A 13,984-nucleotide genomic window follows, 5' to 3' on the forward strand; every position below is an offset into this window, starting at 1 on the left:
ACCGGCGTATACCCGGGTCAAGGGTATCCGACTATTGCCGCGCAGGCACTTTCAGCGCACCCTGCGGACCGCCGTCGGAGGCCCTGGCGGCCACTTGCAGGGTGCCGCTACCAGCTGACCGCCTGGTGGAACCTTCGCTCGAATTCCGAGGCCATGGATGACGTAAAGCCGGCGGTCAGGTGGTTGTCGTCGAGGTAGACGTAGCTGTTCCCGATCACCGGCCTGCAGAGCCCTTCGGGACAGATCAGATCCGAAAAATCGATGAATGAAGTGCCGCCGGCGTATTCGGCGGGCGGAAAGTCCGGAGACAGCTGGAGCGGAACGGTGCAGTCCTCGGGACCGTTCACCTCGGCACAGACCTGCATGTCGAAGGAGAAGCGGGGATTGTCGCGGAGACCGACGACTTCGATTCCGGCGTCACTGAGCCGTTCGGCCGCAGCCGGGAAGCCGTCCATCATGGCGTCGTCACCTTCGTCAGCCCTCGCCGCGGTGACAACGGTGACGACGGCATCGGGCTTCATCTCCAGGGCGTATTCAGTTGCCGCCTCGTTGAACCCGCTGCAGCCCTCCGGCTCGTTATCCGAAAAATCACCGTAGGGGCAGCCGCCCCGCAGCAACGCTACGATCCGATAGTTGTGCGTTTCGACCATCGGCTCGATCGCTTCGATCCACTGCTGTGCATGCGAGCTGCCGATGATAAGGATCGTCCGCTCCGCCGAACCCGTGTTCGAGGTACTGAAACAGCCGTCTTCGAGAATCGGGTCCGACGGGCCGTCCGGGATCTGCGAGCATTTCAGCGGGAGGTCTCCCCAGCTCTGCGGATCGGCGGCCGACGCCGGACGGACCGGCACTCCCGTCGGCGCGCCGTCGTATCCCGGAAGGAGGACCCGGGCGCCGGGGTAATTGATCTCGGCTTCCGCCTGCCGCTTGTCATCCTGCACCTTGAGCGAATACTGCAAGCCCGCCAACGGCACCGCCACCGCGGCCAAACAGGCAACGATCACAGTGACGGCGCGCTTCCCGGGGGCCGGTCCCTGCACCGCACGGAGGGGATTGTCTACAAAGCGGGTCGTCAGATACGCCAGTGCCAGTGAAAGCGCAATGATGAACGAACCCCCGACGAGCCCCACTTCCTGCCGGTCCCGCCAGGCAAGGTAAATGACCAGCACGGGCCAGTGCCACAGATAAAGGGCATAGGACATATCACCCATCCGGACCAGGGGGCCCCAGGACAGGAACCGGTCCACGCCGAAACGGCTGCCGGTCTGTCCGGCCAGGATGACCAGCGCCGCTGCCGCCAGGGGCCAAAGCGCCACAAACCCGGGGAACTGCCCCTGCACATCGAGGATGAACCCGCCGCTGAGGATCGCGGCCAGGCCGATCCATCCGGCGGCTATCCTCAGTCCCCTGCCCGGATGCAGGTAGGGAAGGGCAAGGGCGAGCAAGGTACCGAAGGCAAATTCCCACAACCGCGTACGGGTATCGAAGTAGGCGTGGGCCTGGTTTGTGTAGGTCTCAATGACAGAGAAGGTCAACGACGCTGCAAAGGCCACCCCGAAAACCGCGAGGACAACGCTGCGGAACCGCTTCCGCCACGCCCTGGCAATCAGGGCACAGAGCGCAAACAGCAACGGCCAGAGGATGAAGACCTGGCCCTGTACCGACAGTGACCAGAAGTGCTGGAACGGGCTCGCCACGCTCTGGTCTTCCGCGTAGTAGTCCACGGAGTTCGCTGCCAGGGCCCAGTTCTGTACGTACAGCAGCGATGTCCAGGCCTGCGCAAAGATCTCCATCCACCGGCTTCGGGGCACGAACAGCGCCGTAGCGACGAGCGTCCCCAGGATCACGACTGCCGCGGCGGGCAGCAGGCGTTGGAAAACACGCGTCCAGTACTGCCGCAGCTGCAGCCTCCGGCCGGTCTCGCCTTTCCGGATGAAGGAGAGCGAGAGCAGGAAAGCAGAGACCAGGAGGAAGACATCCACGCCCCCGGACACCCGGCCGAACCAGATGTGGTAGCTGGCCACCATGAGGACAGCAAGCGCCCGAAGGCCCTGCACCTCAGGTCGGTATCCGGGGTTGGCGGGCGTCGGCGAAAGCCGATCCGCTGACTGCGGTAAAGACGAAATCTGGCGGGTCACACTGGCCTTTCTGAAGCGACATTCCCCATGTGGAGTGTAACGCCGGCACCTCACCTTTCCTGCACAGGCGGTGCCGTCGGACCCGTCATCCCCAGGGTCCGGGCCGCCGCGGCGGATGCCGCCGGGCGGCCCTTAGGCTGAATTCCTCAACAGCAGGATCGGCGAGACCACCGCACGGGTTGGAGGAAATTTGCTGCTTCATATGACCGTTGCCTCGGCGCCGGGCACGGTTCCGCCGGCGGGCATGACCCGGCGCGAGGTGGTGATCAAGATGACTGCAGCGCTTTCCGGAAACGCTGTCGCCGTGCTCCTTGAGCAACGCTACGGTCCGGGACGGTATACGATCCATGGTTCCCCGCTGGAGCAGCTGACGCCGGGCGACGCCCCGTTCATCACCGGGGCCGTGATCCTCCATTCCACGGACTCACCCGACGGCGGCGTCCCCGGTGCAGATGCGGCTCATGCCGCCGCCCCTCCCCTGCGGCTGGCCGTGTGCACCGGACCTGATGCCGGGAACATCATTGCCCTGCAACGGGGCACGCATGCCATCGGCAGGGCGGGCCCTGCGGACGGCGGACCCCCGCCGAAGATCGGCATTGCCGACCCGGCCTTGTCCCGGCAGCACGCGGAGCTCGTGGTGGGAGCCGAAACAGTGCTGCTTCGTGATTCGGGTTCCGCCAACGGCACCTGGGTCGACGGCCGCCGTGTCCGGAGGGCCGTCGTGGACACAGGATCTCTGTTGAAATTCGGTTACAGCAGTTGCCGGCTGTTCCTTCCCGCCGCATGGCAGGAGGCACCGGGTCCTCCGGAAGACCCCTTTCAGCCGCTGACCGTCCGGTTTCCGGAGCACGGAGCAAAAACCGGGCTTCTCCTGGTGGGGGCGCTGCTTCCGTTGGTCCTCGGCATCGTGCTCGCATTGGCAACCGGCATGTGGATGTTCCTGGCCTTCAGCGCCGTCTCCGCAGTTACCGCCCTGATCACCGCTGCGGGTGCCCGCCGCCGGCGGCGCGAACAGGCCGCTGCCATTGCCCGGGCTGCGGAAGAGGACGGCCGACGGCGCAAACTGGCTGCACCGGATCCCGGAGCGACCGCTTTGGCCATGGAATCGGTGCCGCAGCGGAACGGCCGGGTGCACAGCACCCCGGTGTGTCCGGTGCGGATCGGAGCGGGCACGCAGCCGGCGAACCTGGAGGCGGTTCCGCCGCAGCCGCATTTCAAACCGCCGCAGCTGCAGGAGGCACCGGTGGTCCTTTTCCTGGGCAAGGACCGGGAGATCTGCCTGCAGGGGTCCGCGCGTGATACTGCTGCCCTGGGCAGAACACTGCTCCTCCAGACGGCCGCCGCGGACGGCCCGCTGATTGTCTGCGTCGGGACCGCCGCAGAACTGGAAACATCCGCCAGGTTCCTGCCCCGCGTCGCCCTTGCGGCACTGCCGGCGGCTTCGCCTGCGGCCATCGGTTCCGCTTCCGCCCGCTTACGCGCCCTTCTCAGCGATCTTCCCGTCCCCTCCGGAGGCGTCCCGTTCGTCCTGTTCGTCCACCGTTCCTGGGCGGAGCACGCCGGGCAGCTGCTCCAGTCCCTGCCCGAACCCCACTCCGCACACGCGGGCATCATCAGGATGGGGGGACCGCCTGCGCCGGTGACGGTAACGCTGCTGGGAGGCCGCGGCACCTTTGCGTCGGGGGCCGCCACGTTCGACTTTGTTCCCGACTTGATCCAGCCGGAGACCTTCGAGCGGCTCAGCCGGCGGCTGGCGGCCCGTCGGCTACCGCGGCCCGCCGACGTACCGGGCCGGCTCCCATCGGCAGCTGCTTTCGACGAATTCCATCCGCCGGCCCCGGATCAGATCCTGGGCGGTTGGCAGGCAGATGCCCGGGCCGACGGCGCCGCGGCCGTCGTCGGTGTCTCACCATCCGGGCCGGTCACCCTGGACCTGGATAAGGACGGCCCGCATTTCCTGGTGGCGGGAACCACCGGGTCCGGAAAATCCGAATTCCTGCGCACTTTCGTGGGCTCCCTGGCTGCTTCGCATCCCCCGACGCTGTTCACCGTCCTGCTGATCGATTTCAAGGGTGGGTCCGGACTTGGCCCCCTCGCACCGTTGCCGCATTCCGTGGGGCTCCTGACGGATTTCTCCGCAGAGACCGTTGCCCGGGCGCTTGTCTCCCTGCGTGCCGAGGTCCGCCGCCGGGAGGTTCTCCTCGCCGGCGTCGGGGCGGACAACCTTTCCGCCTACAACGCAGGACACCGTCCGGCGGAGGGGCTCCCCCGGTTACTGGTTGTGGTTGACGAATTCCGGATGCTCGCGGACGAGGTGCCCGCTGCCCTTCCCGAGCTGCTGCGGATTGCGGCCATCGGGCGTTCCCTTGGGCTGCATCTCCTCCTGGCAACGCAGCGTCCCCAGGGAGCCATCACCACCGATATCCGGGCGAACATTGCCACGAGCATCGCACTGCGCGTTCAGTCCGGCGTCGAGTCCCGCGATGTCATCACCACGGACGCGGCGGCCGCCATCCCTCCGGACATCCCGGGACGGGCATACGTCAGCAAAGGCGGCCTGCCCCCGCACTTGTTTCAAAGCCTGTCCACGTCCCTGCGCAGCGGTACGGGCGAGAGTCCCCTCAAGGAACTGGCGGAGTATTACCATTCCCCGGGTGCCGACGCCGTGGGAGACCCGAAGGCGCTGAATCGGGTGGTTTCCGCAGTTCGGGCGGCAGCCGCTATCGGGGGCTTTCCTGTTCCATTCAGCCCAGTACGGCCGCCCCTCCCCTCTTCCCTGACCGCTGGCCAGCTCACCCGCTGCGCCGACGACATCCGGGAGCAGCTGCCGGGCGGGCTAGTGCTCGGACTGCTGGATGAACCGGGAAAACAACGGCAGCGCACCCTGTCCTGGCGTCCGGAGGCAGACTCCCATCTGGCGGTCCTGGGTGCTCCGAGGTCCGGGGCTCCGGACGCCCTGGCGCTCATCGCCGGGCAGCACCTCGCCGAATTGCCCGGCCGGCATCTGTACATTCTGGACGCAGACGGCAGCCTCGCGTGGCTGGCGGCGGCAGAGCAGACCGGCGCCTACGTGGGCTCCCATGACACGGCCCGCGCCGCCCGTGTCCTGGCTTATCTGGCATCCCTGATCCTGCAGGCCACGGCGCCGTTCCGGGCACCGGGCGGCCATAGTCACGCCGGAAGCGTCGACCCGCAGCACTCCGGCATTGGCATGGCCGCTGACGGCGGAGCCGCTGGAGGGACCACGCTGATCATTACCGGCTGGGCCCGCTGGTGTACGGCGTTTCGGTCCGGCCGCGGGCTGTCCGGAGAAGAGGATCTGGCGGACCTGGTCCGTGACGGGGAACGGGCGGGCATCTGCGTCGTTCTGGCCGGGGACCGGGAGGTCCTCAACGCCCGTTTCTTTCCCCTCATCCCCAACCGCATGTTCTTCCCCGCGGATGCCAGCGCCGAAACACTGCTGATCTGGCCACGGCTTCCGCCCATGGACCGGGTTAGGGGACGCGCCTTGGTTCAAGGACGATGCGGAACCGCAGAAGGCCTGTCCGCCCAGTTGCTCGCCCACGACCCACGGGTGGATTCGGAGCAGCTGATTCCGCTGCCGCCGGGCCGCCGGCGGCCGCACCGGATCGAAAACCTGCCTGTGTCCGTCCGGCCCTCAGCTCTGGGGCCGGCCCCGACCACGGACCATCTGCCCGTGGGGGTGTACGGCGACGAACTCGACACCGCTTCAGTCCGGATCCCGCCCGGATCGGTTTTCCTGGTGGCCGGACCGCGGGGTTCGGGCCGGACTACCTTCCTCCGCCAGCTGCAGCGCTCCGCCGACTCCTCCCTGGAGTGCTGCCTGGTGTCGACACAGGAAGAACTGGAACCGGTGTTTTCCGCCCTGGAACGGCGGCAGGAGGATCTGCGCCGCTTCCTGATCCTGGTAGATGACTCGGATTCCCTGCCGGCACCGGCCCATCAGAGACTCGCCGGGGTCCAGGCACGGGGCGCCAGGATTGTCGTTGCGGCAGTGTCCGGGCACCAGTTGACTGCGCGGGTCCCGCTGGCCCTGCACATCCGATCGGCACCGCACGGGGCACTGCTGCGGCCCGTGACGCAGGCGGACGGGGACGTGTTCGGCGTTCGGGTTGATCCGGCCGCCCGCCGTCCGCCGGGCCGGTGCTACCTCGTCGACGGGACGGAGGTCATCGAAGCGCAGGCAGCCTATGCTCCTGCCGGTTAACGACAGGCTCCGGACGGCTCGGTTTTCCGGGGCCCGGCGGGACCGGGATGCCGCCTAGAAGGTTTTGTTGCTGTCCGTGAGCCTGCTGGTGTGTGCCAGGACCGGCTTTGTGAACAGGAGCAGCAGGACCGCCGCAGCGGGCAGCAGCAACCCGAGGCCAGCCAGGACCAGGCCTGCCTGCAGGGTCGGAACGGCCAGGATCACTACAAAGAGCTGCCAGACCAGGGCTGCGGAGCGGGTCCAGCGGTATCCGCGGAAAAAGAAGTGCCCCACTGCCAGCAGCCACACTGCGAGGGCCACGGCAAAGACCAGCGTGAAGACGGCGCCGCCCATGGACAGCGGTGTCGAAGTCGCCAATTGGTAGCCGTACCACGCCGCGAAACCAAGCAGGCAAAGGGCTTCGAGTACGAGTACGGCGGCGATGGCAAGCACAGCGGGGGCACGCTGCACCGAGGGAGGTTTCTGGGGTGTTGACACACTGGCAGAATACCGGACATCGTCTCCCCTGGAGCCCCGAAGGAACTCGGCGGCCCAGCGGACAGCTCTTCACGGCGCCCGGCAAAGGCCCCGGTTCGGCCCGGTCCCGGCGTCACATTAACCACCCGACAGACACCGGGGTAAGGGACGGGTGAGACACAACAATGTCCGGTTTTGTGACTTCCGGAACTGGAACTAATAGCAATTCCCGGTTCGGCGCACGCAGGTAATGTGATGCATCCCTCAGCCCTGCTGCCATATTTTCCGCCCGATACCCCTTGTTTGCTTTGGCCTGACGTGCCACGCTAGAACAAGGGAAAACAGGGGCCGAAACCGGCCCCTTTAGTTTGTAGTTGCTCGTGAATGTTTTCACAAACACGTAGGAGTCAACTTTTCAGAGGAGATAGTGATCAACATGGATTGGCGGAGCCGCGCAGCTTGCCTGGATAAAGATCCGGAGCTTTTCTTTCCCGTGGGCAATACCGGCCCGGCTCTTCTTCAGATCGAAGAAGCCAAGAGCGTCTGTCGCCGCTGCCCGGTGATCGATACCTGCCTCCAGTGGGCAATCGAAACCGGCCAGGACGCCGGCGTATGGGGCGGCATGAGCGAAGACGAACGCCGCGCGTTGAAGCGCCGCGCAGCGCGCGCCCGCCGCGCCTCGTAAGCAGGACTTCCCCGGCGGAAATGATGCCGGTACAACAAAGGGCCGCTGCCATTGGCAGCGGCCCTTTGTTGTACCGGGAGTATTCCCGCGGGATCAGGTACGCCGGTACTCGGTATCCAGGCCCATGTCGATCCGGACTTCCGTGCCGCCGCTTTCGCCTGCGGACCACTCGATGGTGCCGTCCAGTTCGCTCTGGACCAGGGTCCGGACAATCTGCAGGCCCAGGCCTTCCCGCCGCGGTCCGGGCGGCAGGCCCACGCCGTCGTCGCTCACGGTCACGGTGAGCCGTTCCTCACGGCCGGCTTCGCCGTGCCGCTGCGCAGCCAGTCCGACTGTGCCGCGACGGCCCGCCAGTCCGTGTTCGACCGCGTTGGTCACCAGTTCGTTGATGACCAGGGCCAGTGGAGTGGCAAGGTCGCTCGGAAGTTCGCCGAAGGATCCTTCGCGGCGGGTCCGGACTTCCTGCGTCGGCGAGGCAACTTCGGCGGACAGCCGGAACTGGCGGTCGATCAGCTCGTCGAAGTCCACGTTCTGCGTCAGGCCCTGGGACAGGGTCTCGTGCACCAGTGCAATGGTGGACACGCGGCGCATGGCCTGGGCAAGGCCCAGCTTGCCTTCATCGCTCTCCATCCGCCGTGACTGCATCCGCAGCAACGCCGCAACGGTCTGGAGGTTGTTCTTCACCCGGTGGTGGATTTCACGGATGGTGGCGTCCTTTGACACCAGTTCCATCTCACGGCGGCGCAGTTCGGAGACATCGCGGCAGAGCACCAAGGCACCGAAACGTTCCTTTTCGTCCCGCAGCGGGATGGCGCGCAGGGAAAGGCTTACGCCGCGGGACTCGATCTCCGTCCGCCACGGCATCCGCCCGGTGACCACCAGCGGCAGCGTTTCATCAACCATGCGCCGGTCCTTGAGCAGCGCCGTGGTGATCTCCGCGAGGGAACGCCCCTCGAGAGTCTCCATGTCGCCCAGCCGGCGGAATGCAGAAACGCCGTTAGGACTGGCGTACTGCACAATCCCTTCGGCATCGAGCCTGATCAACCCGTCTCCCACGCGGGGAGCACCCCGGCGGGACCCGGTAGGCGTGGCGAAGTCGGGCCAGAGGCCCAGCGTTCCCATCCGCAGCAGGTCGTAGGCACATTGCCGGTAGGTCAGTTCCAGGCGCGAGGGCATCCGCGAGCTGGACAGGTCCATGTGCGAGGTCACCACGGCCAGGGTCCGGCCGTTGCGGACGAACGGAATCGCTTCCACCCGCATGGCTGTTTCCGCTGTCCAGCTGGTTTCGCTGGACCGCTCTATGTGCTGGCTTCGCCAGGCAGCGTCCACCAGCGGGTGCAGGTCCGCGCGGATGCGTTCGCCGACAAAGTCGCTGTGGAACACCGTGTGCGACGTCGACGGGCGGGCATGCGCCAGCGCCACGTAGCCGCCGTCGGGCACGGGGAACCACAGCGCCAGGTCGGCGAATGCGAGATCGGCAACAAGCTGCCAGTCCCCCACCAGCAGGTGCAGCCATTCGGCGTCGCCGGGGCCGAAATCCGCGTGGTCCTTGATCGGGTCGGTAAAGATTGCCACTGGTACCCCGGACTAGCGGCGGACGATGGAACGAAGCAGGCGAAGGGCGACGGAAAGCGATGCCATGTCGTCCTCCTCCAGGCGGTTTACTTCGCTGAACATCTTGGAGGCGCGCTGCAGGTGGTCGGCATTCTCCTGCTCCCATGCCTGCAGGCGCTCCGACGGATCCGTGCCGGACCGGTCAGGAGTAGCCTCCAGCACAGCCACCGTCATATCGGCAACCGTCGAGTACAGGTCATCACGCAGGGCTGCTCGCGCAAGGGACTGCCACCTGTCTTCACGGGGCAGCTTCGTGATCCGGTTCAGCAGGTCGTCAATCCCGTACTGGTCGTAGACGGCGTAGTACACGCCAGCGACTTCATCCGCCGGAACTCCGGTTGCCTTGCTGGACAGGGCAACATCGAGCAGGCCGAACGACTCGAACTGCTCGGCCCAGTACGTCCCCAGTTCCTTCGGGATGTCCAGCTCGCGCGCCTTCTGCAGCATGCCTTCCACCCGCTCGGCATCGGAACCGCGCAGGAAACGCGTCAGGTCCGAGATCAACGGCTGGACGACGGGCCGGAATGCTTCGATGTCCTCGGCGATCGTTGTTCCCCGGCCAACGTGGTTGACGAACCAGCGCACCGCGCGGTCCAGCAGCCGCCGCAGGTCCAAATGCATCATTGACCAGGTCTCCGTCGGGAAGCCGGCGGGTAGGCCACCAAGTTCCGCCAGGACCTTGTCAATGCCGTAGATCTCCCGCAGCGCGGTGAAGGCACGGGCCGTCTCCGCTTCGGTCGCCGAGGTTTCCTCGATCACCCGGAAGGCGAAAGTGATGCCGCCGATGTTGATCATGTCGTTGGCTACCACGGTGGAGATGATTTCGCGGCGCAGCGGATGGGTGTCCAGCTGGTCCCCGAAACGCTCGACGATCTGCCTCGGGAAATACCGGCGCAGGGTACCGGCAAAGTAGGGATCGTCGGCCAGGTTCGAGCGCGTCAGCGCCTTCGTCAGCTCGATCTTTGCATACGCCGCAAGCACGGCCAGTTCGGGCGACGTCAGGCCGCCCTCACCTGCGGCAATGCGCGCGTGCAGTTCCTGGTTGCCGGGCAGGGCCTCGAGTTCACGGTCAAGGTCGGCATGTTCCTCGAGCCAGTCCATCAGGCGCTCGAAACTCGGGCTGGCTTCCACGACCCGCTGCCGGTCGTTGAGCAGCAGCATGTTCTGGTCGATGTTGTCCTGCAGGACGAGCTGCCCGACTTCGTCGGTCATCGAGTGAAGGAACTCCGCACGCTCCTGCGGATCCAGCCGGCCGGCGGCGACCATCCGGTCCACGAAGATCTTGATGTTCACTTCGTGGTCCGAGCAGTCCACGCCTGCGGAGTTGTCGATCGCGTCGGTATTGAGGATGACCCCGGCGCGGGCCGCCTCGATGCGTCCGCGCTGCGTCATTCCCAGGTTTCCGCCTTCGCCGATAACCTTGACCCGGAGGTCACGGCCGTCCACGCGGATGGCGTCATTTGCCTTGTCTCCGACATCGGCGGAGGTCTCGGCCGAGGACTTCACGTAGGTGCCGATACCGCCGTTGTAGAGCAGGTCCACCGGTGCCGTAAGGATGGCTTTCAACAGTTCGGGCGGGCTCATCTTGGTTGCCGTGTCGGGCAGGCCCAGAACCTTGCGAACCTCCGCCGACAGCGGAATGCTCTTGGACTGGCGCGGGAAAATGCCGCCGCCGGCGCTGATCAAGGACTCGTCATAGTCCGCCCACGACGAGCGGGGAAGCTCGAAGAGGCGCTGCCGTTCGGCATGCGACCGGGCTGCGTCGGGGTTCGGATCCAGGAAGATGTGCCGGTGGTCGAAGGCAGCCACCAGCTTGATGTGTTCGGACAAAAGCATGCCGTTGCCGAACACGTCGCCGCTCATGTCGCCGACACCGACCACGGTGAAGTCCTGGTTCTGGGTGTCGATCCCGAGTTCGCTGAAGTGCCGCTTGACGGATTCCCAGGCGCCGCGGGCGGTGATGCCCATCGCCTTGTGGTCGTAACCCACGGAGCCGCCCGAGGCGAAGGCGTCACCAAGCCAGAAGTTGTAGTCGGCGGAGATGGAGTTGGCAATGTCGGAGAACGACGCCGTGCCCTTGTCCGCAGCCACCACCAGGTAGCTGTCGTCACCGTCGTGGCGGACCACGCGCTCCGGCGGCACTACTTCCTCGCCGGACTCCTTGACCACGAGGTTGTCAGTCAGGTCCAGCATGCCCCGGATGAAGGTGCGGTAGCTGTTCTTGCCCTCTTCCATCCAGGCACCGCGGTCCACGGCGGGATCGGGCAGCTTCTTGGCGTAGAAACCGCCCTTGGCGCCGGTGGGAACGATCACTGCGTTCTTGACCGTCTGGGCCTTGACCAGCCCCAGGACTTCGGTGCGGAAGTCTTCGCGCCGGTCGGACCAGCGCAGCCCGCCGCGGGCTACCTCGCCGAAGCGCAGGTGCACGCCTTCCACCCGTGGCGAGTAGACCCAGATTTCGTACTTCGGGCGGGGGAACGGAGCACCGTCGATGGCACCGGTGTTCAGCTTGAAACTGACGTACGCCTTGTCCTGGTAGAAATTGGTGCGCAGCGTGGCGTTGATCAGGGTGGCAAAGGTGCGCAGCACGCGGTCGGCGTCGAGCGTCGGCACCTGCTCGAGGCCGGTCTCCAGGGCGGCGCCGGCCTGCTCGACGGCGGCCCGCCGCTCGTCCTCGGTCAGGTCCGGATCAAAGCGTCCTTCGAAGAGCGCGATCAGTGCATGGGCGACGTCGGGGTTGGCCAGCAGTGTGCCTGCCACGAAACCGTAGGAGTTCGCCGTGCCGACCTGGCGCATGTACTTTGCGTACGCCCGAAGGATGACCACCTGGCGCCAGCGCAGTCCCTGCCGCAGGATCAGCCGGTCAAAAGCGTCGGACTCGGCAGTCCCGGACAAACCGGCACGGAAGGCTTCGGCCAGCAGGGATCCGGTCTCCATCGGATCGATGCCGGCGGGGTAGACGAGGCCCAGGTCATAAAGGTAGAAGGTCGTACCGTCGCCCCGCCGGATCTCGAAGGGCCGTTCGTCGAGCACTTCCAACCCGAGGTTGTGCAGGAACGGCAGGATCTGGGTCAGCGATTTCGGCTCGGTCAGGTAGAGCTTCAACCGGGCGTCCTCCGGGCCTTCGCCGTCGGTGCCTTCGCCGTCGGTGCCTTCGCCGTGGGTGCCGGACGGAATGTAGACGAACAGTTCCGGCGCGGTTTCCGGGCGGGCGAGCCGTGCTTCGAACCGGGCAATGTCCTCCAGGGCATCTTCGACTTCGTAGGCCACGCGGTAGGCGGCCGGGAAGGCGTCAGCCCAGAGTGCGGAGAGCTTTTCTGCTTCCTCGCGGGAGAACTGGGTGCGGACTACCTCTTCGATGCCCTCGCTCCATGAGCGTGTCGCCTGCACGAGCCGGGCCTGAAGTTCAGCGGCATCAACGTCGGTGATTTCCTGGCCGCGGGGAAGCCTGATCCGGAAGAAGAGGCGGGCGAGGGCGGATTCCGTCATCCGCGCTTCGAAATCGATGGACTCTGCGTTGAAGGTGGAGCGCAGTTCGTCCTGGATGCGCAGCCGGACCGGCGTCGTGTAGCGGTCACGGGGCAGGAAGACGATGGCGGACATGAACCGGCCGTAGATGTCCGGCCGGAGGAACAACCGGGTGCGCCGCCGCTCCTGAAGGCGAAGGATGGCCAGGGACGTATCCAGCAGCGTCGAGGGGTCGATCTGGAAGAGTTCGTCGCGGGGGTAGGTTTCCAGGATGGAGAGCAGGTCCTTGCCGGAATGCGAATCGGCCGGGAACCCGCAGGTACGCATCACATCGCGGACCTTGTCCCGGACGATCGGGATGCTGCGCACGGAGCCGGTATAGGCACCGGTGGCGAAGAGCCCGATAAAACGGCGTTCGCCGTTGACGTTGCCCTGCTCGTCGAACCGCTTGACCCCGAGGTAATCGAGGTAGGCAGGCCGGTGCACGGTGGAACGTGAGTTGGCCTTGGTAATGACCAGGGCGCGCTTTTCGCGTGCCTTTGCGCGGCCTGCACCGGTCAGTCGCTGGACCCGCCGGGTGGAGTGCAGGCGCAGCAGCCCCAGTCCGCTGCCTTCAGTGGGACGGAGGGCGTCTTCGCCGTCTTCGGTGATGAGGTCGTATTCCCGGTAGCCCAGGAAGGTGAAGTTACCGTTGTCCAGCCATGTCAGCAGTTCGCGTGCCTGCTGCAGGTCGGGGATGTCCCGTGCCCCGGGCACCGCTTCGAGCGAACGCGCGATCTCGTGCACCTTCGAGCGCATGGCCGGCCAGTCCGAGACCGCGATCCGCACGTCGCCCAGCACCTTCTGCAGGCCTTCGACGAGTTCGGAGCGCTTCTCCTCGTCGGTAATCCGGGCAACATCGATGGCGATCCAGGATTCCACCTTGGTGGTGCCGCCGTCGCCGCCGCCCAACAGGTCGGCCAGGTTCGGCAGGGCGGCGGTGTCGCCGCTGGAGACACCGGCGGCAGCGGGAACCCGCTGCACCTGCTGCAGCTCCCCGGTCCGGGGATCCCGGGTAGCCAGGAAAATGGGGTGCACCACCAGCCGGATAGCGGCGTTGCGGCGCACCAGCTCTGCCGTCACGGAGTCGACAAGGAAGGGCATGTCATCCGTGACAATAAGGATGACGCTGGTGTCGCCTTGATCCACCATGTCGACGGCGGCGGTGCCTTCGGCGCGGGTCAGCGCCAGTTCCATGTGCTTTTGCGCCCGCTCCCTCAGAACCGACGGCGCGTAGGCCTGCGCATCTTCACGCGCCAGATGCTCGTAGTAGTTCCCAATGAATTCATCCAGGGAAGTGTCCGAACTGAAAAGATCCGCGATGCGGGATCCTGACGACATGTAATACGCCTCCGA

The 13,984-nt window shown here is 66.1% G+C and carries 6 protein-coding genes; 2 read left to right on the top strand and 4 right to left on the bottom strand.

Features of this window, described 5'->3' with window-relative positions:
• Positions 1-107 precede the first annotated feature (107 nt).
• Positions 108-2,057, bottom strand: a complete 1,950-nt coding sequence (locus NNX35_RS16130) for an acyltransferase family protein (RefSeq protein WP_255866746.1) — start codon at positions 2,055-2,057, stop codon at positions 108-110.
• Between the two features lie 283 nt (positions 2,058-2,340).
• Here NNX35_RS16130 and NNX35_RS00920 point away from each other — a divergent pair, with 283 nt between their 5' ends.
• Entirely contained in the window at positions 2,341-6,366 is a 4,026-nt protein-coding gene (locus NNX35_RS00920; RefSeq protein ID WP_255866747.1) for an FtsK/SpoIIIE domain-containing protein, read from the top strand.
• Positions 6,367-6,420: 54 nt separating this feature from the next.
• On the opposite strand, the gene NNX35_RS00925 is transcribed toward NNX35_RS00920, so the two are convergent.
• Entirely contained in the window at positions 6,421-6,843 is a 423-nt protein-coding gene (locus tag NNX35_RS00925; protein ID WP_255764713.1) for a hypothetical protein, read from the bottom strand.
• A gap of 415 nt (positions 6,844-7,258) precedes the next feature.
• On the opposite strand from NNX35_RS00925, the gene NNX35_RS00930 reads away from it, so the two are divergent.
• Positions 7,259-7,507, top strand: coding sequence for a WhiB family transcriptional regulator (locus NNX35_RS00930; protein ID WP_055239553.1), 249 nt, complete (start codon positions 7,259-7,261; stop codon positions 7,505-7,507).
• A gap of 93 nt (positions 7,508-7,600) precedes the next feature.
• Here the strand turns inward: NNX35_RS00930 and NNX35_RS00935 are convergent, their stop codons facing one another.
• Together NNX35_RS00935 and NNX35_RS00940 are read right to left on the bottom strand one after the other, a co-directional pair.
• Positions 7,601-9,082 carry a sensor histidine kinase gene (locus NNX35_RS00935; protein WP_227918357.1) on the bottom strand — a complete coding sequence of 494 codons (1,482 nt, stop codon included), beginning with the start codon at positions 9,080-9,082 and terminating at the stop codon, positions 7,601-7,603.
• Between the two features lie 12 nt (positions 9,083-9,094).
• Positions 9,095-13,969 (bottom strand): NAD-glutamate dehydrogenase, encoded by a 4,875-nt coding sequence (locus tag NNX35_RS00940; RefSeq protein ID WP_255866748.1) that lies wholly within the window; start codon positions 13,967-13,969, stop codon positions 9,095-9,097.
• Between the last annotated feature and the right edge of the window lie 15 nt (positions 13,970-13,984).

The organism is Arthrobacter sp. zg-Y844, assembly GCF_024385465.1.
In the GTDB taxonomy this organism is placed as follows: domain Bacteria; phylum Actinomycetota; class Actinomycetes; order Actinomycetales; family Micrococcaceae; genus Arthrobacter_B.

Excerpts from the sequence above, each read along its gene's own strand:
- NNX35_RS00920 (WP_255866747.1), top strand. The coding sequence starts at position 2,341 with ATGACCGTTGCCTCGGCGCCGGGCACGGTTCCGCCGGCGGGCATGACC.
- NNX35_RS00930 (WP_055239553.1), top strand. The coding sequence starts at position 7,259 with ATGGATTGGCGGAGCCGCGCAGCTTGCCTGGATAAAGATCCGGAGCTT.
- NNX35_RS00940 (WP_255866748.1), bottom strand. The coding sequence starts at position 13,969 with ATGTCGTCAGGATCCCGCATCGCGGATCTTTTCAGTTCGGACACTTCC.